19 protein-coding genes are annotated in these 20024 nt (G+C 73.6%); 7 read left to right on the top strand and 12 right to left on the bottom strand.

Translation table 11 applies throughout. From position 1 onward, the window contains the following. Positions 1 to 20: 20 nt before the first annotated feature. A complete protein-coding gene (locus OG946_RS08625; RefSeq protein ID WP_326795536.1) occupies positions 21 to 1049 on the top strand; it encodes a LacI family DNA-binding transcriptional regulator in 1029 nt (342 codons plus the stop codon). Between the two features lie 24 nt (positions 1050 to 1073). Here OG946_RS08625 and OG946_RS08620 read toward each other — a convergent pair whose 3' ends face one another. The 3 genes from OG946_RS08620 to map form a co-directional block, all read right to left on the bottom strand. Then, positions 1074 to 2066, bottom strand: a complete 993-nt coding sequence (locus OG946_RS08620; RefSeq protein ID WP_326795535.1) for an aldo/keto reductase — start codon at positions 2064 to 2066, stop codon at positions 1074 to 1076. A 75-nt stretch (positions 2067 to 2141) separates the two neighbouring features. Continuing rightward, the gene (locus OG946_RS36045) at positions 2142 to 2396 is read right to left on the bottom strand and encodes a hypothetical protein (protein WP_442814292.1); all 255 of its coding nucleotides are present in this window, start codon (positions 2394 to 2396) and stop codon (positions 2142 to 2144) included. Between the two features lie 2 nt (positions 2397 to 2398). Then, on the bottom strand, positions 2399 to 3259 hold the full coding sequence (map, locus tag OG946_RS08610; RefSeq protein WP_047015409.1) for a type I methionyl aminopeptidase: 861 nt from the start codon (positions 3257 to 3259) through the stop codon (positions 2399 to 2401). Positions 3260 to 3338: 79 nt separating this feature from the next. On the opposite strand from map, the gene OG946_RS08605 reads away from it, so the two are divergent. Next, complete coding sequence (locus tag OG946_RS08605; RefSeq protein ID WP_326795534.1) at positions 3339 to 3572, top strand: hypothetical protein; 234 nt, start codon at positions 3339 to 3341, stop codon at positions 3570 to 3572. A gap of 157 nt (positions 3573 to 3729) precedes the next feature. On the opposite strand, the gene OG946_RS08600 is transcribed toward OG946_RS08605, so the two are convergent. The 3 genes from OG946_RS08600 to OG946_RS08590 form a co-directional block, all read right to left on the bottom strand. Beyond that, positions 3730 to 5079 carry an MFS transporter gene (locus tag OG946_RS08600; protein WP_326795533.1) on the bottom strand — a complete coding sequence of 450 codons (1350 nt, stop codon included), beginning with the start codon at positions 5077 to 5079 and terminating at the stop codon, positions 3730 to 3732. A 64-nt stretch (positions 5080 to 5143) separates the two neighbouring features. Next, positions 5144 to 5752 carry a hypothetical protein gene (locus OG946_RS08595; protein ID WP_326795532.1) on the bottom strand — a complete coding sequence of 203 codons (609 nt, stop codon included), beginning with the start codon at positions 5750 to 5752 and terminating at the stop codon, positions 5144 to 5146. A 186-nt stretch (positions 5753 to 5938) separates the two neighbouring features. After that, positions 5939 to 7096 (bottom strand): alkaline phosphatase PhoX, encoded by a 1158-nt coding sequence (locus OG946_RS08590; RefSeq protein WP_326795531.1) that lies wholly within the window; start codon positions 7094 to 7096, stop codon positions 5939 to 5941. Positions 7097 to 7276: 180 nt separating this feature from the next. Here OG946_RS08590 and OG946_RS08585 point away from each other — a divergent pair, with 180 nt between their 5' ends. From OG946_RS08585 to OG946_RS08575, 3 genes are all read left to right on the top strand, one after another. Then, entirely contained in the window at positions 7277 to 9028 is a 1752-nt protein-coding gene (locus OG946_RS08585; protein WP_326795530.1) for an NAD+ synthase, read from the top strand. Positions 9029 to 9343: 315 nt separating this feature from the next. Then, positions 9344 to 10528 carry an MFS transporter gene (locus OG946_RS08580; RefSeq protein WP_326795529.1) on the top strand — a complete coding sequence of 395 codons (1185 nt, stop codon included), beginning with the start codon at positions 9344 to 9346 and terminating at the stop codon, positions 10526 to 10528. Between the two features lie 570 nt (positions 10529 to 11098). After that, entirely contained in the window at positions 11099 to 11410 is a 312-nt protein-coding gene (locus OG946_RS08575) for a helix-turn-helix domain-containing protein (protein WP_326795528.1), read from the top strand. 122 nt (positions 11411 to 11532) lie between these two features. Here OG946_RS08575 and OG946_RS08570 read toward each other — a convergent pair whose 3' ends face one another. The 3 genes from OG946_RS08570 to OG946_RS08560 all read right to left on the bottom strand — a co-directional run bounded on the left by OG946_RS08570 (position 11533) and on the right by OG946_RS08560 (position 15046). Further along, positions 11533 to 12570 (bottom strand): endonuclease/exonuclease/phosphatase family protein, encoded by a 1038-nt coding sequence (locus tag OG946_RS08570; RefSeq protein ID WP_326795527.1) that lies wholly within the window; start codon positions 12568 to 12570, stop codon positions 11533 to 11535. A 125-nt stretch (positions 12571 to 12695) separates the two neighbouring features. Next, the gene (locus tag OG946_RS08565; protein ID WP_326795526.1) at positions 12696 to 13451 is read right to left on the bottom strand and encodes a TetR/AcrR family transcriptional regulator; all 756 of its coding nucleotides are present in this window, start codon (positions 13449 to 13451) and stop codon (positions 12696 to 12698) included. Between the two features lie 29 nt (positions 13452 to 13480). Next, positions 13481 to 15046 carry an MFS transporter gene (locus OG946_RS08560; RefSeq protein WP_326795525.1) on the bottom strand — a complete coding sequence of 522 codons (1566 nt, stop codon included), beginning with the start codon at positions 15044 to 15046 and terminating at the stop codon, positions 13481 to 13483. Positions 15047 to 15274: 228 nt separating this feature from the next. Here OG946_RS08560 and panB point away from each other — a divergent pair, with 228 nt between their 5' ends. Both panB and OG946_RS08550 read left to right on the top strand, forming a co-directional pair. Further along, positions 15275 to 16156, top strand: a complete 882-nt coding sequence (gene panB, locus OG946_RS08555) for a 3-methyl-2-oxobutanoate hydroxymethyltransferase (protein WP_326795524.1) — start codon at positions 15275 to 15277, stop codon at positions 16154 to 16156. 186 nt (positions 16157 to 16342) lie between these two features. Next, on the top strand, positions 16343 to 16666 hold the full coding sequence (locus OG946_RS08550; protein WP_101424876.1) for a hypothetical protein: 324 nt from the start codon (positions 16343 to 16345) through the stop codon (positions 16664 to 16666). A gap of 16 nt (positions 16667 to 16682) precedes the next feature. On the opposite strand, the gene OG946_RS08545 is transcribed toward OG946_RS08550, so the two are convergent. The 3 genes from OG946_RS08545 to OG946_RS08535 all read right to left on the bottom strand — a co-directional run bounded on the left by OG946_RS08545 (position 16683) and on the right by OG946_RS08535 (position 19857). After that, on the bottom strand, positions 16683 to 16934 hold the full coding sequence (locus OG946_RS08545) for a hypothetical protein (RefSeq protein ID WP_326795523.1): 252 nt from the start codon (positions 16932 to 16934) through the stop codon (positions 16683 to 16685). A 129-nt stretch (positions 16935 to 17063) separates the two neighbouring features. Then, positions 17064 to 17768 (bottom strand): NADPH-dependent F420 reductase, encoded by a 705-nt coding sequence (gene npdG, locus OG946_RS08540; protein ID WP_326795522.1) that lies wholly within the window; start codon positions 17766 to 17768, stop codon positions 17064 to 17066. Positions 17769 to 17808: 40 nt separating this feature from the next. Then, the gene (locus OG946_RS08535; RefSeq protein WP_326795521.1) at positions 17809 to 19857 is read right to left on the bottom strand and encodes a hypothetical protein; all 2049 of its coding nucleotides are present in this window, start codon (positions 19855 to 19857) and stop codon (positions 17809 to 17811) included. Positions 19858 to 20024: the final 167 nt, after the last annotated feature.

The following is a 20024-nucleotide window of genomic DNA, read 5'->3' as shown; positions in this document are numbered from 1 at the left end:
GGAGGAATCGGGAGGAAGCCGTGCCCGGGGCCCGCCTCAAGGACGTCGCAGAGCGCGCCGGTGTCTCGATCAAGACCGTCTCGAACGTGGTCCGCGGCGCCGCGCGCGTCGCCGAGCCGACCCGCGAGCGCGTCCTGCGCGCCATCGACGAACTCGGCTACCGCCCGCACGCCTCCGCCCGCCATCTGCGCACCGGCCGCAGCGGCGTCATCGCGCTGGCCGTACCGGAACTCGTCGCGCCCTACTTCGCCGAGCTGGCCACCTGCGTGATCGCCGCCGCCAAGGAGAGCGGGCAGACCGTCCTCATCGAGGTCACCGACGGCGACCCGGCGGAGGAGCTGCGGCTGGCCTGCGGCCTCGGCGACCCGCTCATCGACGGCGTGCTCCTCAGCCCTCTCGGCCTGGACCAGACGGCGCTGGCCGCCCGCGAGCGCCGCGTCCCGCTGGTGCTGCTGGGCGAGCGCGACTACGAAGTCCCCGCCGACCACGTGCTCATCGACAACGTCGCCGCCGCCCGCGACGCCACCCGGCACCTCGTCGGCTTCGGCCGCCGCCGCATCGGCGTCATCGGCTGGCAGCACGGCGAGCGCACGACGGCCACCGCCCTGCAGCGCATGCAGGGCCACCGCGAGGCGTTGGCCGAGGCGGGCCTCGCGTACGACCGGGCGCTGGCGCCCACCGTGGGGTCGTACACCCGCGCGGGCGGCGCGGCGGCGATGCGCGAGCTGCTGGCGCTGCAGCAGCCGCCGGACGCGGTGTTCTGCTTCACCGACATGATGGCGTCGGGCGCGATGCGCGTCGCACACGACGAGGGCCTGGCGATCCCGGCCGACCTCGCGGTGGTCGGCTTCGACGACATCCAGGAGGCGCGGTACATGGTGCCGTCGCTGACCAGCGTGGCGCCCGACAAGCAGGAGCTGGCCAGGCTGGCGGTGAAGGCGCTGCTGGCGCGGATCGAGGGCCCGGCGGAGGCCCCGCCGACGACGCTGCTGGCGCCCTACGAGCTGGCGCTCCGCGAGTCGAGCGCCCTGCCGCAGGACGGGTCGTAGCAGCGCCGTCGCGGTCGCGGTCCGCTACGTCAGCAGCCCGTCGATCTCCGCCAGTTGTCCCGCGGTCAGCGGGCCCGCGGCCAGGGCGCCCGCGTTCTGATCCGCCTGCGCCACCGTGCGGAACCCGGGGATCGGGACCGTGTGCGGGCTGCGGGCCCAGATCCAGGCCAGCGCGCCCTGCGCGACGGTGCGCCCGCCCGAGGTGAGGATGGAGCGGATCGCCTCGATCCGCGGCAGCCACCCCGGCGCCACCCGCCCGTCCGCGCCGAAGTACGTCAGCCACGCCGGCGGCGTCGCCCGGATGTCGCCGGCGCCGACCTGCGAGTCCGCGTCGTACGCGCCGGAGAGCAGCCCCATCGCCAGCGGGCTGCGGTTGACGCTGGCGAGGTCGCGCTCCGCGCACAGCGCCAGCATTTCCGGGGCGTCCTCCAGCACGTTGAGCCGGTGCTGCACCGCCGCGCAGTGCGGGCCCTCGGCGAAGGCCGCGGCGCGCGCGGGGTCGTCGGTGCTCCAGGCGTACGCGCGGATCAGCCCCTCGCGGACGAAGTCCTCGCACGCCTCGCGCAGCTCCGCCGCCGCGGCGAAGCCGGCGTCGCCGATGTGCAGTTGGTACAGGTCGACGTGGTCGGTGCCCAGCCGGCGCAGCGAGTCGGTCAGCGCCCGGCGCGCGTAGCCTGGGGACAGGTCGCGGGAGAGCAGCGTCCGGCGGTCGGCGTCGAAGACGTTGCCCCACTTCGTGGCGATGACGACGTCGTCGCGGCGGCCCGCGAGCGCGCGGCCGAGCACGGTCTCGCTGTGTCCTGTGCCGTAGGCGTCGGCGGTGTCGAAGAAGGTGACGCCGCCGTCGAGCGCGCGGTGCACGGCCCGTACCGACTCGTCGTCGTCCACCTTGCCCCAGCCCAGCGGGTCGCCCCCGGCGTCCCACCACTCGCCGCCGATCGCCCAGCAGCCGAAGCCGAGCGCGCTGACCTCGATGCCCGTACGTCCCAGAGTCCGCTTGTCCATGGTGACGACCATGCACCCTCCAGTGCACTCCAGCGCAAGGGGGCGGCCCCGGCCGGGTGCACTGGCCGGGGCCCTCGGCCGGGCGGGTCAGGCGGTCAGCGGGTCCGCCGGCTCCAGGGCACGGAACAGGTCCGTGTTGAGCGAGAACGCGCGGCGGCACTCCTCGACCACCCGCTGCTTCTCCAGGTCGTCCACCGGCAGCCCGTCCACCAGCCGGAGGAAGTCGAGGTCGCGCTCCGGCTCGGGCACCCGGGCCAGTTCGGGCCGGACGAAGGGGCCGGAACCGGGTCGGCGGCGAGCGCGCCCAGTGGCGCTCCAGCGCGCGGTAGACGAACCGGGCATGCTCACGGCAGGGTCAGCACCTCCGCGCCCGACTCCGTCACCACCAGCGTGTGCTCGAACTGCGCCGTGCGCCTGCGGTCCTTGGTCACCACGGTCCAGCCGTCGTCCCACATGTCGTACTCGTGCGTCCCGAGGGTCAGCATCGGCTCGATCGTGAACGTCATCCCCGGCCGCATCACGGTGGTGGCGCGCGGGTCGTCGAAGTGCGGGATGATCAGGCCGGAGTGGAAGGCGGTGTTGACGCCGTGGCCGGTGAAGTCGCGCACGACGCCGTAGCCGAAGCGCTTGGCGTACGACTCGATGACCCGGCCGATGACGTTGACCTGCCGGCCAGGCCGGACCGCCTTGATGGCGCGGTTCAGCGACTCGCGGGTGCGCTCGACCAGCAGCCGGGAGGTCTCGTCGACCTCGCCGACGAGGTAGGTGGCGTTGTTGTCGCCGTGCACGCCGCCGATGAACGCGGTCACGTCGAGGTTCACGATGTCGCCGTCGCGGAGCACCGTGGAGTCCGGAATGCCGTGGCAGATCACCTCGTTGACCGAGGTGCACAGCGACTTGGGAAAGCCCCGGTAGCCGAGGGTGGAGGGGTAGGCGCCGTGGTCGCACAGGTACTCGTGCGCCACCCGGTCCAGCTCGTCCGTCGTCACCCCGGGCGCGATGTGCTCCGCGGCGGCGGCCATCGCCCGCGCGGCGATCCGCCCGGCGGTACGCATCCGCTCGACGGTCTCCGCGTCCTGGACCTCGGGTCCGGTGTAGGGCGCGGGCCCCTTCTTCCCGACGTACTCGGGGCGGGGGATGGCGGCGGGAACGGCGCGGGGCGGGGAGAGCGTACCGGGCGCGAGCAGCGACGACTGGCCAGACATGGATCCGAGTCTATCGGCGGGGGATCGGGCACGATGGGCGGCGGCAGACCGCGCAGACACGCCGCAGGTGAGGAGCGAGATGGCGCTGTTCAAGAAGAAGACGGCGGGCAAACCGGGCGAGTGGTACTACTGCCTGGAGCACAAGAAGGTCGAGGAGGGCCCGCAGTGCCGGGCCCTGAACCGGCTCGGGCCGTACGCGACGCCGGAGGAGGCGGCGCGGGCGATCGAGACGGCGGAGGCGCGCAACGAGGAGTGGGACGAGGACAGCCGGTGGAACGACGAGGGGGACCGCGAGGGCGGGCCGGGCCGCTGAGGGGGTAGGGGGCGGCGGCGGGCGGTCGGGGTCCGGCGGGGCGTCCGGGCGGGGCGTCCGGACCCCGCGGCCACACGGCGCGGCGGCGATGCGGTCGGCGACGGTCCGGCTGTGCGCGGCGGATGCCCGCCGCCGCGGTCCTCCCCGGTTCGCCGCGTCACGTCGCCGGGTCCGGGGCCGGTACGCCGTCCGGGCCGCCCTTCCCCGCCTTCCCCGCCTTCTCCGCCGCCGCGGCGGCGCGGCGGTCCCGCTCCCGTACCGCGTGCTCGTTCGTGCGGGCGTCGTACGTCATCAGCTTCGGCAGGCACGCCGCCAGCAGCACCACCGCCCCCGCGCACATCACCCCGCCCGACCAGATCGACGTCCGCACGCTCGTCAGCGCCGCCACCCCGCCGGAGCGGAACTGCCCGGCCACCGGGCCGACCGAGTACGACAGCAGCTCGATGCCGGCGAGCCGGCCGCGTAGCTCGTCGGGGATGGTCTGGTTCCACATCGCCGCCCTGAACACCCCGCTGACCATGTCGAACGCGCCCGCCACCGTCAGCAGCAACAGCACCGCCCAGGCGTTCGGCATCATCCCCGCCGCCGTGATCGCCAGCCCCCAGCCAGCCGCCGACAGCATCACCGCGCGGCCGTGCCGGTGCACCCGCCGGGTCCACCCGCTGGTCAGGCTCACCAGCAGCGAACCCGCGGGCAGCGCCGCGTACATGAGCCCGAGCGCCCACGGCGCGTCCAGGTCGTCGGCGAGGAACGGGAACAGCGCGAGCGGGAAGGCGAAGAACATGGCCGCCAGGTCGATGGCGTACGTGCCGAGCAGCTCCTTGCGGTTCCACGCGTAGCGCGCGCCCTCCGCGATGGCGCGCAGGCTCGGCGCCACCGCCTCGCGGGCGGCGGGGGACGGGGCGAGCATCAGCGCGAGCCCGACGGAGACGGCGAACGTCCCCGCGTCCAGCGCGTACGCCCAGGGCAGCCCCGCGTACGCGACGATGAACCCGGCGAGCGCGGGGCCGGCGATGCCGCCGAGCTGCCAGCGCAGGGAGTTGAGCGCGGCGGCGGCGGGCAGGTGCTCGTGCGGCACGATGCGCGGGACGATCGAGTCCAGGGCCGGGCGCTGGATGCCGGTGAGCGCGCTGGTGAGCGCGGCGACGACGTAGAGGGGCCAGAGCATCGGCTCGGGCAGCAGGCTGTTGACGAGCAGGACGGCGGAGACGAGGCCGAGCCCCGCCTCGCTGTAGAGGATCAGCTTCCGCTTGTCCATGGCGTCGGCGAGGGCGCCGCCGTAGAGGCCGAAGACGATGAGCGGGACCAGCTCGACGGTGCCGATGGCGCCGACCGCGAGGGCGGAGCCGGTCAGCTCCTTCACCTGCACCGGGAGGGCGACGAAGGTGAGGAAGCTGCCGAAGGCGGTGATGAGGCCCGCGACCCACATGAGGCGGAAGTCGCGCGAGGCGTGCCAGGGGGCGAGGTCGGGGAGGAGGTCGCGGTAGGCGCGTGATTCGTCGGCCACGAGGGGCCATGGTCGGGTGGGCGGGGGGTGGGCCGCAAGAGAATTACGGCGGGGGGCGGCCGGGCTACCAGCGGGGCGGGGGCGGGGAGGACAGCACCTCGGCGAGGCGGGCGAGGCGGTCGCGGAAGCCGGAGCGGGCGGAGGCGGCTGGCGGGGCGCCGTTCTCGCCGGCGGCGGCGCTGACGAGGTGCTGGACGGTTTCGAGATCGATGTCGCCGCTGTCGCCGGGGACGGTGAGCAGTTCGTGGGCGAGGCCGGGCAGTTCGGTGGAGCCGCCGTCGAGCGCGAGCACCGCGGCGCCGGCGCGGCGGGCGTCGCCGACGCGCTCCAGCAGCGCGTCGCCGGGCTCGTCGGGGGCGACGACGAGCAGGGTCTCGCCGCGGCCCGCGGCCTCCAGCCGGCCGAGGCCGACGCCGAGATGGGCGGGGCCGGAGGCCGGCACCCGGTGGCGTACGAGGGTGGGGCAGAGGGCGGGGAGTCCCGACCAGGCGGCTTCGTCGTCGAGGTGGGCGGCGAGGTGCCACGGCTCGTACGCGGCGGTCCCCACGAGCAGCAACCCACCGCCCTGCGCCACGACGGCGCCCCGCAACACCCCGGCAAACCGCCGCGCCGCCCCGGGCCACTCGGTCCCGGCCAGCACTTCCCGCAACAGGGCCACACGCACGGCATCCATGCCGGGATGCTGCCCCACCCACCCACCACCCGCAGCGAATCCCGGCCCGCCTCACCGTTTCGGGGGGCCGGGGGCTGTGCCCCCGGGCCCCGGCGGGGGTAGTCCCGGCCTCGGGGCTCCCCCGGTCCGGGGTCCGCATGGCCTCGGGCCGGCCCCCGCGGACGCCCCCCGGCGCGCCCGCAGGCGTTACGCGCGGAAGGGGCCCCTGACCTCGTACGTCACCCCGTCCGTGCCTGCCGCGAAGCCGCTTTCGCCCCTCTGGGACGAGAAGTACAGCCGCGACCCGTCCGGGGAGAACGCCGGGCCCGTGATCTCCGACTCCGGGTGGCCTTCGATGCGGACCACCGGGGCCACCGTGCCCGCGGGGGTGATGATGTTGATCTCCATGTTGCCGCCGTCCTCCGCGACGTACAGGTCGCCGCCCGCCCGGCCCGTGATGTTGTCGGCCGTGCCCAGCGGCTCGTCCGCGTCGTAGACCACCGCGAGGGCGTTCGCGCCCGCGTCGTAGGCCCAGACGCGGTTGTCGCCCTTCGTGGTGAAGTAACAGACGCCCGCCTGCGGCGAGTAGTAGCAGCCCTCGCCGCCGTCGAAGTGCAGCGCCTCGTCGACCTGCGCCCTGGTCTGCTCCCACGGCCACGGCGCGTCCGGGTCCGGGACCTCCCGCCACTCCACCGCACCGCCGCCCGCGTCGCACAGGACGTCGAGGCGGCCCGACGACAGCGCGCCCCACGCTCCCCAGGACGCCGGCGTGAAGCGGTAGAAGCAGCCGTCGTCCTCGTCCTCCGTGAGGTAGACGACCCGGCGGTCCGTGTCGCACGCCGCCGCCTCGTGCTTGAAGCGGCCCATCGCGCCGTACGAGGACGCCGAGCGGTTGCCGTACGGGTCCGTCTCGTACACCTTGCCGCGGTACGTCTCCTCGCACGACAGCCACGTGTGCCACGGCGTCGCCCCGCCCGCGCAGTTGAGGTTCGTGCCGTCCAGGATGCGGCGGGCCGCCGTCACCGTGCCGTCCGGGCCGAAGCGGAGCGCGGAGACGCCGCCGATCAGCGGGAGTTCGGAGTTGGAGACGTAGATCCAGCCGTCGCCGTCGGCGAAGCACGCGCCGCCGTCCGGCGCGCCGTGCCACGTGATGCCGCCGACCGCGCGGGTGGAGCGGGCGACGACGCGGCCCGTGAAGCCCTGCGGCAGCGCCAGTCCGTTGGCGTCGGGGGCCAGCAGCGGGCCGTACGGGCTGTCCGCCGCGGCGGCCGCGGCCGGGGTCGCGGCGGCGTGCCAGAGTCCGCCGGTGACGGCGACGGCGCCGGTGCCTGCGGTCACTGCGCGGAGAAACGAGCGGCGCTCCATGGGGGGTCCTCCCGGTCCGGGGTCGGTGGCTGCGTACGGCGAAGGTGTGCCCGCGTCACGATGCCCACCCGGCCGGGAGCGGTGAACTGGTCCGGGTCACAAATCTGGGCGAACATTCTGTGACGCAGGCCGCCCGGTTCCCGGCGCGGTATTGCGTCAGACAGACGATAAAATGGGTCCGTGCCTCAATTTCGCCTCGCGCTGAATCAGATCGACGCCACCGTCGGCGACCTCGCCGGCAACGCCGACGCCGTCGTCCACTGGACCCGGCACGCGGCCGACCGCGGCGCGCACTTCGTGGCCTTCCCCGAGATGGTGCTCACCGGCTATCCCGTCGAGGACCTGGCCCTGCGCTCCTCCTTCGTCGAGGCGTCCTGCGCCGCGCTGCGCGCGCTCGCCGGGCGGCTGGCCGACGAGGGCCTGGGCGAGACGCCCGTGCTCGTCGGCTACCTCGACCGCAGCGACGAGCGCCACCGCTACGGGCAGCCCGCGGGCTCGCCCAAGGACGCGGCGGCCGTGCTGCACCGCGGCGAGGTCGTCCTCACCTTCGCCAAGCACCACCTGCCCAACTACGGCGTCTTCGACGAGTTCCGCTACTTCGTCCCCGGCGACACCATGCCCGTCGTGCGCGTCGCCGGCGTGGACGTCGCGCTGGCCATCTGCGAGGACCTGTGGCAGGACGGCGGCCGGGTGCCCTCCGCGCGGATCGCCGGCGCCGGCCTCCTCGTCACCGTCAACGCCTCGCCGTACGAGCTGAACAAGGACGACACCCGCCTGGACCTGGTCCGCAAGCGGGCCCAGGAGGCGGGCTGCACGACGGCGTACGTCGCGATGACCGGCGGCCAGGACGAGCTGGTCTACGACGGCGACTCGATCGTGGTCGACGCGCGCGGCGAGGTCGTCGCGCGCGCCGCGCAGTTCACCGAGGAGTGCCTGCTGGTCGACCTCGACCTGCCCGCCGCCGCGGCGCGGCCGCCGGCCGGGATCGCCGACGACGGGCTGCGCATCGAGCACGTGACGCTGTCGGCGGAGCCCGTCGCGCCGTACCCCCGCCGGTACGCGGGGGTCGTCGCCGACCGCCTCACCGACGAGGAGGAGATGTACACGGCGCTGGTCACGGGGCTGCGCGCGTACGTCGAGAAGAACGGCTTCGGCTCCGTCCTCGTCGGCCTCTCCGGCGGCATCGACTCCTCCCTCGTCGCCGCCGTCGCCTGCGACGCGCTCGGCCCGGACCAGGTGTACGGGATCTCCATGCCGTCGCGGTACTCCTCCCAGCACTCCCGCGACGACGCCGCGGAACTCGCCCGCCGCACCGGGCTGCACCTGCGCAGCGTCCCCATCGGCCCGATGTTCGACGCCTACATGGAGTCCCTGGGGCTGGCCGGGCTGGCCGAGGAGAACCTGCAGTCCCGGCTGCGCGGCACGCTGCTGATGGCCGTCTCCAACCAGGAGGGCCCGCTCGTCCTGGCCCCCGGCAACAAGAGCGAGCTGGCCGTGGGCTACTCGACGCTCTACGGCGACTCGGTCGGCGCGTACGGCCCGATCAAGGACGTCTACAAGTCGGTCGTCTTCCGGCTCGCGAAGTGGCGCAACGCGGCCGCCGCCGAGCGCAACGAGATCCCGCCGATCCCGGAGAACTCCATCTCCAAGCCGCCCAGCGCCGAACTCCGCCCCGACCAGCTCGACACCGACTCGCTCCCGGACTACGACGTGCTCGACGCGATCCTGGAGCTGTACGTCGACCGCGACCACGGCAGCGCGCAGATCGTCGCCCGCGGGTACGACCCGGAGATGGTGGAGCGGGTGTTGCGGATGGTCGACACGGCGGAGTACAAGCGCCGGCAGTACCCGCCGGGCACGAAGATCTCCCCGAAGGGCTTCGGCAAGGACCGCCGGCTGCCGATCACCAACCGCTGGCGGGAGCGCGCCTAGCCGGTCCGCCGGGCGACCGCGTGACGCGGTCCCGCCCTGTCCACGTCAGCGGTCGGCGCTGCCGCGGGCCGAACGGGCAGCAGGCAGACGATCACAGCGGGAGCCCTGCCTCTGTTCGCTTCTGCGCGCCGTTCCTCTAGGCTCAAGGAGGTCATCAACTACCGTATGACATCTGCCCGGTGACGGAGTCGGCGTGGGGTGCGCGTCCCTGCTCCGCGCCACCACTGGACGGCTTCAGGCGCAGCCACGGGTCGGCACATCCGGACGCCGACGGCCTCGATGGCGCGTCCCACCGGGCGGCGAAAGGGATGCGCCGTGCCTTCGGCTTCGGCGAACTACCGCACGCTTTTGCGCACTTCGGGTGCCGCGGCCTTCTTTGTCTCCGCCGCTGCCGGGCGCCTGGGCATTGCCATGACGGGCATCGGCATCGTCTGGCTCGTGCACGCACGCACCGGATCGTACGCCGCCGCGGGCCTCGTCACCGGCGGATTCGCTGTCGCGGACGCGGTCGCCGGGCCCCAGATCGGGCGCCTTGTCGACCGGTTCGGACAGGGGCGAGTGCTTCCGTTCGTGCTGGGCGCACACGCCGGGGCGGTGGCGTTGCTGCTCGCCGGCGCCGTTGCGGACCTCGTCGCCGGAGTGCTCGTCGGGGCAACGCTGCCCCAGCTTGGTGCCCTGTCCGCTGCTCGCTGGTCCGCCCTGTTGTCCGGAGAACGGGCTGCCGCGCTGCCCACCGCCTTCGCCCTGGAGGCCCTTGCCAACGGTGTGTCGTACCTGGCCGGCCCGGCCCTGGTGAGTGTCCTCGGTGCGGCCGGCCGCCCGGGCACCGGGGTGCTGGCGGCTGCTGCGTTCGTCATCGGCGGCGGGCTCGCCCTCGCCGCCCAGCGCCGCACTATGCCGCCCCTCAACGGCCGCGCCGAACACAGGCACGGACGCGGCCTCCTCCGCTCCGCATTCCTGCGGCAGGCTGCGCTCGGTCTGGCACTCGGGGTGTTCTTCGGCGCGATACAGGTGTCCGTCGCTGCGTACGCTGTCGGACGCGGCACGCCGGACGCGGCTGCGCTGCTCTACTTCGCCTCCAACTGCACCAATCTGGTGGGCGGCTGGGCCTACGGCGCATGGCGTCACGGCGGCTCGCCCCGGCGCCACCAGGCCGCAGCCGCCGCCTGCCTCACCTGCGCGAGCCTTCCGCTGACCATCCTCGACGCGCCCCTCGCGGTCGGCGCCACCCTTGCCCTGACCGGACTCGCTGTCCCGGTCCTCCTCATCCTCATCTCAGTCCTCACCGAGTCGTCGGTCCCGCGCGCCGTCCTCACCCAGGCGTTCACCTGGGGAAACTCCGCAAGTGCCGCAGGATCTGCAGCAGCGGCAGCAGTCGCGGGGCGGGTGGTCGACGCGGGCGGTGCACAAGGCGGTTTCGGCATGGCGGCGGGAGCAGCGGTGGCGATGACGGTTCTGACGCTCGGTGGGCTGCGGGACTCGTCTGCCGAGAGACCGTAACGCCCGGAGGTCGGTTATCTGACCGTCCAGGACGCGAAAACCTCTGCCCGCTGGAGTAGACATTGGGTGTCGGTGTGGGTATGGTTTCTCTTGTAGCCAGAGATCAATGAGGCTTGGCAGAGATGAACTGCCGGCCAGCAGGACGGTGCGGTGGTGGAGTTCCGAAGCCAGGGTTGTGGCAGGAAGGCGACGGGACTGACGGCCGGACCGGGCGGCTCGCAATGATCAAGGGCCGCCGTGAGTAGTACCGCAGTACGGAAGTGCAGTTCGCATCACCAGCAGTAAGTAAGTGATTGATCCCAGAGGGAAAGAAACGGAGGAGCCAGACACCATCAGGATCGCCCGGGCACCTGTCTGGGCCCGGGTACCGCAGGACATCGATAGTGAGGTGGTCTCCGGTCAAGCAACCGCGATCCCCGCGCCCCCGGCAGCGTGCTGCCCGGGTCCGCGGAAAGAGAATGCCGGCGCCCTGTCGGGGCCGGCAGATGGTGTAGCAGTTCCTTCGGGGCCCTGGTGCCAGATGGCACCGGGGCCCCTCGACGCATTCCATGTAGGTGACCAAGAGGTGCGATGACAGCAGATGACTCGTTCGGCCGACTCGACGACGACGACTACCCCGCCTACACCATGGGGCGGGCCGCAGAGATACTCGGCACCACCCCAGGCTTCCTCCGAGCCCTCGGCGAGCACCGCCTGATCACCCCTCTGCGGTCCCAAGGCGGCCACCGCCGCTACTCCCGCTACCAACTGCGCATCGCCGCCCGTGCCCGCGAACTCGTCGACGAGGGCACCCCCATCGAGGCTGCCTGCCGCATCGTGATCCTGGAAGACCAACTCGAAGAAGCCCAGCGCATCAATGCCGAACACCATCGCACCGACTGAACGGCACCTCCCACCCGCAGTCCGAGCAGCGGGGAGTCGGCCTGCTCAGGAGCCTGCGGGTCACGTTCATGGGCTCGGCGGGTTTCTCGACCCGGCGGGACGACGGGTACGCGTCCGCGGCGTCACAGGTCCACCGAGGCCCGGACCGGGCGGTGGTCGCTGCCCGTCTCGCCAATCACGTCGGAGCTGACCGGCTGCACGCCGCGCAGCAGGATCTGGTCGATCCGCGCCATCGGGAAGTCCGCCGGCCAACTGAAGCCGAAGCCGCTGCCCGCCGCGCCCTGTGCGGAGCGCAACTGCGAGGTGACGTTCGCCAGCGCCTGGTCGTTCATCGTGCCGTTGAGGTCGCCGAGGAGCAGCACGCGGTCGATCGGCTCGTTCTTGATGGCCTCGCCGAGCGCGTCGGCGCTCGCGTCGCGCTGGTTGGCCGTGAACCCGGCGTCGAGCTTCACCCGCACGGACGGCAGGTGGGCGGTGTAGACCGCGAGCCGGCCGCCGTCGGTGGTGACGGTGGTGCGCAGGGCGCGGGTCCAGCCCATGTGGATGTCCACGGGCCGGGTGTCCGACAGCGGGTACTTGCTCCACACCCCGACCGTGCCCGCCACCTCGTGGTACGGGTACGCCTTCGCCAGGCCGTCCTCGTACGCGGACCTGTTGTCCTGCGTGACCTCCTGGAGGGCGAGGACATCGGCCCCGGACTCGACCAGTTTACGCGCGGTGCCCGCGGCGTCGGTGTTCTCCTCGGCGACGTTGTGGCTGACGACGGTGAGGTCGCCGCCGCCCCCGGACTTGTCGGTGAGCAGCCCGCCGAAGAGGTTGAACCAGACGAACACCGGCAGCACCAGCGCGCACATCGCGGTCAGCGACCGCCGCCACAGCGCACACACCAGCAGCACCGGGACGGCGAGACCGAACCACGGCAGGAACGTCTCGACCAGACTGCCCAGGCTGCCGACCCGGTTGGGGATCGCCGCGTGGCCCATCATCACGATGCCGTCGAGCAGCGCGAGCGCGGCGACCACCAGGCCGCGGCGCCAGGTGCCGGGGCCCAGACCCTCGCGGATCCGGCGGCGCCAGTACACCGCGCGTGACTCCGCGGGGGCGGCCGCTTGCGTGTTGCCCGTGCTGCGTCCGGTCTCCGCCATGTCCACGTGCGTCATGCGCTGTTCCTCACGTCACTGCACTTGCCGGTCTGCCCCCGTTACCCCTTACCTGACGAACGGGACGGCGCCGCGAGTTGCGGACGGGGCGTGCCGGAAGGTCACCGTAGCGAAACCGGGACATTTCATCGGTCAGGTGAACGCACCCCGTCGAGCACGGCGTCGACGATACGCGCGGCGGGCCCCGCGGGCGGCGGCTGCCCCGGGTAGAGCACGGCGCGGGCCAGCACGGGTCCGGTGAACAGGTCGGTCAGCAGCTCCGGGTCGAGGTCGGCGCGGAGTTCGCCGCTCGCGACGCCGCGGCGCAGTACCTCGCGTACCGCGGCCCTGCGGGGCGCGAGGACCGCCTCGCGGTAGCGGCGGGCGAGCGCGGGGTGGGTGCCGGCGTCGGTGAGGGCGAGGTGCAGCAGGGCGGCGGAGCGACGGTCGAGGGCGTGGGTGCGGAGGAAGTCCACGAGCGCGACGAGGTCGTCGCGTACGGACCTGCCGCGCGGGCGCGGCGGCGGCCCCTCCACCGTGGCGAGCACGTCGGCCAGCAGTTCGTCCTTGCCGGGCCAGCGGCGGTAGATCGTGGCCTTGCCGACTCCCGCGGTGCGCGCGATGCGCTCGACGGACATCTCGGCGGGCGAGACGCCCTCGTCGACCAGGTGCAGCACGGCGTCGGCGATGGCGCGTTCGACGGCCTGGCTGCGCGGTCGGCCGCGCCGCGGCCCGGGCGGTCCCGGCGGCCTGCCGGCCTCGTCGGGAGCGGGCGGCTCGTCGGAGGCGGGCGGCTCGTCGTGGGCGGGCGGCTCGTCCCGTACGCCGGTACGCGCGCGGTCCCCGTACGACGCGTCCTGCTGCCGCCCGCTGCCTTCCCCGTGCCGCTCCCTGAGAGCCACCGTGCCGTCCGCCTGCCCTTCGTCCGCCGCTATTTCCGGGTGGAAGGCTCATTCTCCCCGGCCCGCACCGGCCCCTGCGTGCCGCGGTCCTTCGCGGGCATGAACGCCGCGGCCACCACCGCGCCCAGGACCGCCGCGCCCGCCGCCGCCAGCGACGTCACGTGCATTGCGTCGATGAACGCGCTGTCGGCCTCCGAGATCAGCTTCTTCCCGGCGGCGCCGGCCTTCCGGGCGAAGGTGCGGGTGGCCTCGATGGACTCGCCCGCCGCGCTCGGCGCCCCCGCGGGCAGGGTCACCTTGCCGCGGTAGACGGACGACAGCAGAGAGCCGAGCACGGCGACCCCGAGGGCGCCGCCGACCTGCCGGAAGGTGTTGTTGACCGAGGATCCGGCGCCGGCCTTCTCGCGCGGCAGCGACTGCATGATCGCGGTGGTGGCCGGCGGCATGACGTGCGCCATCGCGGTGCCCATGACGAAGAACAGCACCTCCAGGATCCACAGCGGCGACGTCTCGTCCAGCAGCAGGAAGCCGGCGAAGGCGGCGGCGACGCCGAGCATGGCCACCGTGCACACCGCCCGGGCGCCGAACCGGTCGACCACCAGTCGGGACCGCGGCGCGAAGATCAACTGCGCGGCGGCCAGCGGCAGCAGGAGCAGCCCGGAGTCCAGCGGCGACAGGCCGCGCACGCTCTGGATGTAGAAGACCATGAAGAACGTCACGCCCATGAGCGCGAAGAACACCAGGCCGATGACGGCGACCGAGGCGGAGAAGCGCGGGTTGCGGAACCACCCGATGTCGAGCGCCGGGTGCCGGCTGCGGCGCTCGTACCAGACGAAGAGCCCGATGACGACCGCGCCCACCAGGATCGCGCCCCAGACCTCCGGGGCGGTGAAGTCGGCGCGCTGGCCGCCCCGGACCACGCCGTAGACGATCAGCACCAGACCGGCGATGGACAGCAGCACGCCGGTGGGGTCGAGCCGGCCGGGGTTCGGGTCCTTGGAGTCGGGGACCAGCAGCACCATGCCGATCAGCGCGACGCTGATGATCGGCACGTTGACCAGGAAGACCGAGCCCCACCAGAAGTGCTCCAGCAGCAGCCCGCCGGTGATCGGCCCGATGGCGATGGCCAGGCCCACGGACCCGGCCCAGATGCCGATGGCCCGGGGCTGCTCGTCGCGCTCGAAGACGTTCACGATGATCGCCAGCGTGGCGGGCAGGACGAACGCGCCGCCCATCCCCATCAGGGTGCGGAAGCCGATCAGCTCGGCCGGGCTGCCGGAGAACGCGGCGAACACCGAGCCCACGCCGAAGACGACCATCCCCGCCAGCAGCACCCGCTTGCGCCCCAGCCGGTCGCCCAGGACGCCCGCGGTGAAGAGCAGGCCCGCGAAGGCCAGGGTGTACGCGTCGATCGCCCACTCCAGCTCGCTCTGGCTGGCGCCGAGGCCGGTGGGGGCGGGGGTGGCGATCGTCTTCATCGCGACGTTGAGGATGGAGTTGTCGAGGACGACGATGAGCAGGCTGAAGACGAGGACGCCGAGGATGATCCAGCGGCGGCGGTGGACGGCCGGGGGGATCTGGTGCGCGGTGTCCATGAAATCCACGCTAGCCTGCATTCCGAGACGGCGCCGTTCCGTAACACAAAGCCCTCGCAAAGGCGCGGTCAAGAGGGAAAGCGCAGGTCAAAGGCCGGGCATGCGGGCACGTGCGACCTTGCGCACAGGTGGCGGGGCCGGGGTGTCGTTCGCCGTCGCGGCGTGCCAGCATGGAAGTGGTCCGGGGACGCCGTAAGGGCGCCTCGAGATGACGAAGGAGCGTTTGCGATGACGCACGTTTCGCATGCCCGCAAGACGCCCGGCGGGGCCGGTGCCGCCCCGGCGCTGTACGGCGGGGACGGGGGGAGCCGCGGCCGCCGGGTGACGATCCGGGACCTGGCCGCCGCCAAGCGGCGCGGTGAGAAGTGGCCCATGCTGACCGCGTACGACTCGACCACCGCCGGCATCTTCGACGAGGCCGGCATCCCCGTGCTGCTGGTCGGCGACTCCATGGGCAACGTCCACCTCGGCTACGACACGACCGTGCCGGTGACGCTGGACGAGATGACGATGCTCTCCGCCGCCGTGGTCCGCGGCACCCGGCGCGCCCTGGTCGTCGGCGACCTGCCCTTCGGCTCGTACCAGGAAGGCCCGGTCCAGGCGCTCCGCTCGGCGACGCGGCTGGTCAAGGACGCCGGCGTGGGCGCGGTGAAGCTGGAGGGCGGCGAGCGGTCGCTGCGCCAGACCGAGCTGCTGGTGGAGTCCGGCATCCCGGTGATGTCCCACCTCGGGCTCACCCCGCAGTCCGTCAACGCCATGGGCTACCGCGTGCAGGGCCGCTCCGACGAGGACGCGCACCGGCTGGTGCGGGACGCGAAGGCGGCGCAGGAGGCGGGCGCGTTCGCGGTGGTGCTGGAGCTGGTGCCGGCGGAGCTGGCCGCCGAGGTGACGCGCTCCCTGGAGATCCCGACGATCGGCATCGGCGCGGGCCCCGACACCGACGCGCAGGTGCTCGTCTGGACCGACATGGCGGGGCTGACCGGCGGCAAGATGCCGCGCTTCGTCAAGCAGTACGCGCACCTGCGGCAGAGCCTCGGCGACGCGGCCAGGGCCTTCGCCGAGGACGTCGGCGCGGCGGCGTTCCCGGCCGAGGAGCACACCTTCCACTGAGCCCGCGGGGGCGGCGGGCACTCCCGGCGCGGAGGATGCGCCGATGCGGTGATCTTATCAACTGCATGTGAGTGTCCGCCGTCGTGCCGACACGGCAGCGGGCGGGGCCGCGCGGACGCTGACGGAAAGAAACCCCGTCGGCGGTCCCTGTCGGCCCCCGCCGGCCCGTGGAGAGGAACCCCGCCCATGCCCCCCGGACAATCCGGCCGCCGCCTGCTGCTCACCGGTCTCGCCGCGCCGCTGCTCTGGGCGGCCGTCACCGCCCCCGCCGAGGCGGTGGCGCTGCCCGCCGCGCCGCGGGCCGCCGCCTCCGTCCCCGTACAGGAAGACGCGCCGCACACCACCGGCGACGGCAAGAACCCCGGCCGCGCGCCCGCGATGGGCTCCCCGGGCGCCCCGGCCGTGCGCGGCGACGACGCCTGGCCCGCGATCACCGCGAGCGGCGTCTTCGCCGTCTCGCTCGGCGCGGCCGTGTACTTCTTCGGCTGGGGGCGCCGCCGTACGGCCTGACCCGGGCGCCGCCCGGCTAGCTCGCCGGGCCCTCGTTCCGGTCCCGGTCGCCGTCCTGGGCACGGGCCAGCCGTGCACGGCGTACGTAGAACCACGTCATGTTCGACGAGAGCCCGGCCAGCAGCACCCAGACCGCCCCGATCCAGTAGCCCTTCGCGAACGACACCACGGCCGCGGCCACCGACAGCACGCACACGACGGCGGTGAAGACGGCGAGCCGGTCGGCCTGCGCGAGCAACGACGGGGTCTTGCGGGGCTCGGACGGCATGGGGGCGGGCTCCTCGGGGGTATGGCGTGCGGGTCCATTGTGCCCCCACGCCCTACCCGCCCCGCACCGCCCCCGGACGTCGCTCAGGACGCCTGCCGCCCGGCCGTCGGGGCGCCTGCCGACCGACCGTCAGACGTCGGTCAGCCGCACCCCGGCGTGCGCGCGGTAGCGGCGGTTGACCGAGATCAGGTTGGCCACCATCGCCTCGACCTGGTGCGCGTTGCGCAGCCTGCCCGCGTACACGCCGCGCATCCCCGGGATCAGCCCGGCCAGCGCCTGCACGGTGTCCGTGTCCTCCCGGGACTCGCCCAGCACCATCACGTCCGTCTCGATGCGCTCCACCTCCGGGTCCTGGAGCAGCACCGCCGACAGGTGGTGGAACGCCGCCGTCACCCGCGACTCCGGCAGCAGCGCCGCCGCCTGCTCGGCCGCGCTGCCCTCGGCCGGCCGGATCGGGTACGCGCCCTTCTTGTCGAACCCCAGCGGGTTCACGCAGTCCACGACGAGCTTGCCCGCCAGCTCCGCGCGCAGCGCCGTCACCGTCGCCTCGTGCCCCTCCCACGGCACCGCGACGATCACCACGTCGCTGCGCCGCGCGCACTCCGCGTTGTCCGCGCCCTCGACGCCGTTGCCCAGCCCGGCCGCCGCCGCCTCGGCCCGCTCCGCCTTCCGGGAGCCGACGACGACCCGCTGCCCGGCCCGCGCCAGCCGGTAGGCCAGCCCGCGGCCCTGGTCGCCGGTGCCGCCCAGCACGCCGACGACCAGGCCGGAGACGTCGGGCAGCGCCCACGGGTCCTTGCGGGCGGGCGGGGTGTTCTGCTCACTCGAAGTCATACGCCGATCGTACGGTGATCACCCGCGCACCGGCAGCGGCTCACCCCGCGGGAGCGGCCGTGCAGGGCGCGTCGCCGCAGACGTCCACGATCCTGCCGGTGTTCAGGAACTCGGCCATCTGCCGCTGCGCCGCGGGCTCGTCGCGCGGGTCGCTGTGCGGGTCCCGGCCCTCGCTGGGCGGGGTGTTCGTCAGCGGCTGGTACGGGCTGCCGCTGTCCCAGACCAGCATCCCGGAACCGGTGTACGGGTAGCGCAGGTGCCGCAGCCCCCAGTACGGCTCCTCGTCGGGGCTGCGCCCGTCGGCCACGGCGGGTGCGTGGATCCGGGCGCCGACCGTACGGGCCTGCACCTCCGCGGCGGTGGGGGAGACCTGGTGGTCGCCGTACGCGACGTGCATCAGCACCTGGTGACGGGGCGTGCGCGGCAGCGGGTCCGACGTCATGTGCCGGGCGTAGCCGTTGGCCTCGCCGCGGTCCCAGACCATCTGCATGAGCGCGAAGCCGAGTTGCTGCCGCAGCTTGTCGGGGTACGCCTGGTCCAGGATCTGCTGGAACGGCGCGAAGTCGACACTGCGGTTGAGGAGCGTGCTGTAGTTCATCCCCGGCACGCCGAGCACGGAGCGCGTGCTGTCCTGCGCCACGGCGGTGTAGATGCCGCCCATGATGCCGCCCTGGCTGTGGCCGGCGTAGCCGAGCCGGGCGCGGACGTCGATCGCGCTCGCGCCGCCCGCGCCGCGGAAGGCGCCGTCCGCGGCGAGCCCGTCCGCGTGCCGCATGAGGCGGCCGAGCCAGAGGGTGTTGAGCACGCCCTGCTGGAGCCGGTCGGCGACCGCGGGGAAGCGGCTGAGGTCCTGCAGCGTGCTCGCGACGAACGGGATGTCCTCGTCCGCCATGCCCTGCCACTTCGTGGCGCACATGACGAAGTTGCCGCGGACCGCCAGCTCGCGCTGCGTACGGGAGCCGACCTGCGTCTCGTTGCCGAGGAGCCCGTGGCCGTAGAGGACGGGCCGCGCCGCCCTGCCGCGCTCGCCGGGGCCGCCGAGGGCGGCGCGCGGTATCTCGCACTGGAACGGCACCACCTGGTTGTTGCCGGGAAGCCGGGCGGGCAGCGCGTCCTTGCCGCCGCCGGCGCGGTGGAAGCCGGATCCCGGCGGACCGCCAGGGGCGTCGAGGTAGCTGGGGACGTTGTAGACGCCGCGGACCGTACGGGCGACGGGGTCGTCGGCGGGGTGGTCCTTCACCTCGTACACCAGATGCTCCGGTACGCCCTTGCCGAGGCCGGCGAAGGCGTCGTCGCGGATGTGCAGCATCCGCTCGCTCAGGCTGCGTTCGCCGGCGACGGTGAAGTCCCAGGCCAGGTAGAGCCCGCGGGAGGTGACGCCGGCGCGGGCGAGGTCGCGCCGGACCTGGCGGTGGTCGCGCTGGCGCTCGTAGAGCGGGTCGCCCTTGCGCAGCGCGGGTCCGTCGACGCGGCGGAAGGCGTCGGGGGCGGGGAGGGTGCGGCCCTCGGCGTCCTTGAGCCGGCGCAGGGCCACGACGTAGCGGTGGCCCTCCGCGAGGTTGCGCGCGGGGCGGACGACGAGCGCCTGGCGGGCGGGGCCGGTGGCGTTGGCGTCCAGCTCCGCCCAGTACGGGTGGCGCTTGCCGGTATCGGCGTCCAGGAGCACGATCGGCGCGTCGCGGTCGAGGGAGGCGCCGATGTCGGTGAGCGGCGCGGCGCGGGTCTCGCCGAGGTCGACGCCGGGCACGTGGGCGAGGATCATCGAGCCGGGCGAGAAGCCGTCGCTGCGGTTCCACTCGGCGGGGTCGATGCGGGTGCCGGCGGCGTTGGCGGGCATGGCGGAGGGCTCGAACGCGATCCGGCGGCCGGTGTCCGTGCGGCGGTCCTGCTCGGTGTACCAGTCGTTGGGGAACGGCAGCAGGCACTCCGCGGGGCCGATGGGGTCGCACCCGGCGCGGTCGCCGCCGCGGGGCTGCTCGGCCCGTACGGACCGCGGGGACCCGGCGGCCGGCCCGGCGAGGGCGGTGGGGGCGAGCAGGCCAAGCGCGAGCGCCGCGACGGTGGTCAGGACCGTGAGCCGAGCGCGCACCGGGGCCTCCAGCGGGTGGTTACCGAACAGTTAACCGAGGTACTTAGTCAGGGCCGCGGGTGCTGTCAATGGCCGGGGCTTCAGCGATTACGCACGCGGTTCTCACCCAATCCTCATACCGGAAGGGGACATTGGGAGTCATGAACGCGCTTGTGCCCGTCTGTCCG

It is taken from the genome of Streptomyces sp. NBC_01808 (assembly GCF_035917395.1).
Taxonomy (GTDB): Bacteria; Actinomycetota; Actinomycetes; order Streptomycetales; family Streptomycetaceae; genus Streptomyces.
This window is presented reverse-complemented; position numbering and strand designations above follow the sequence as displayed.

Coding starts and splice junctions, on each gene's coding strand:
- OG946_RS08620 (WP_326795535.1), bottom strand. CDS start 2,066: ATGGTCGTCACCATGGACAAGCGGACTCTGGGACGTACGGGCATCGAG.
- OG946_RS36045 (WP_442814292.1), bottom strand. CDS start 2,396: ATGCCCGGTTCGTCTACCGCGCGCTGGAGCGCCACTGGGCGCGCTCGC.
- map (WP_047015409.1), bottom strand. CDS start 3,259: ATGTCTGGCCAGTCGTCGCTGCTCGCGCCCGGTACGCTCTCCCCGCCC.
- OG946_RS08605 (WP_326795534.1), top strand. CDS start 3,339: ATGGCGCTGTTCAAGAAGAAGACGGCGGGCAAACCGGGCGAGTGGTAC.
- OG946_RS08595 (WP_326795532.1), bottom strand. CDS start 5,752: ATGGATGCCGTGCGTGTGGCCCTGTTGCGGGAAGTGCTGGCCGGGACC.
- OG946_RS08590 (WP_326795531.1), bottom strand. CDS start 7,096: ATGGAGCGCCGCTCGTTTCTCCGCGCAGTGACCGCAGGCACCGGCGCC.
- OG946_RS08575 (WP_326795528.1), top strand. CDS start 11,099: ATGACAGCAGATGACTCGTTCGGCCGACTCGACGACGACGACTACCCC.
- OG946_RS08570 (WP_326795527.1), bottom strand. CDS start 12,570: ATGACGCACGTGGACATGGCGGAGACCGGACGCAGCACGGGCAACACG.
- OG946_RS08560 (WP_326795525.1), bottom strand. CDS start 15,046: ATGGACACCGCGCACCAGATCCCCCCGGCCGTCCACCGCCGCCGCTGG.
- panB (WP_326795524.1), top strand. CDS start 15,275: ATGACGCACGTTTCGCATGCCCGCAAGACGCCCGGCGGGGCCGGTGCC.
- OG946_RS08550 (WP_101424876.1), top strand. CDS start 16,343: ATGCCCCCCGGACAATCCGGCCGCCGCCTGCTGCTCACCGGTCTCGCC.
- OG946_RS08545 (WP_326795523.1), bottom strand. CDS start 16,934: ATGCCGTCCGAGCCCCGCAAGACCCCGTCGTTGCTCGCGCAGGCCGAC.
- npdG (WP_326795522.1), bottom strand. CDS start 17,768: ATGACTTCGAGTGAGCAGAACACCCCGCCCGCCCGCAAGGACCCGTGG.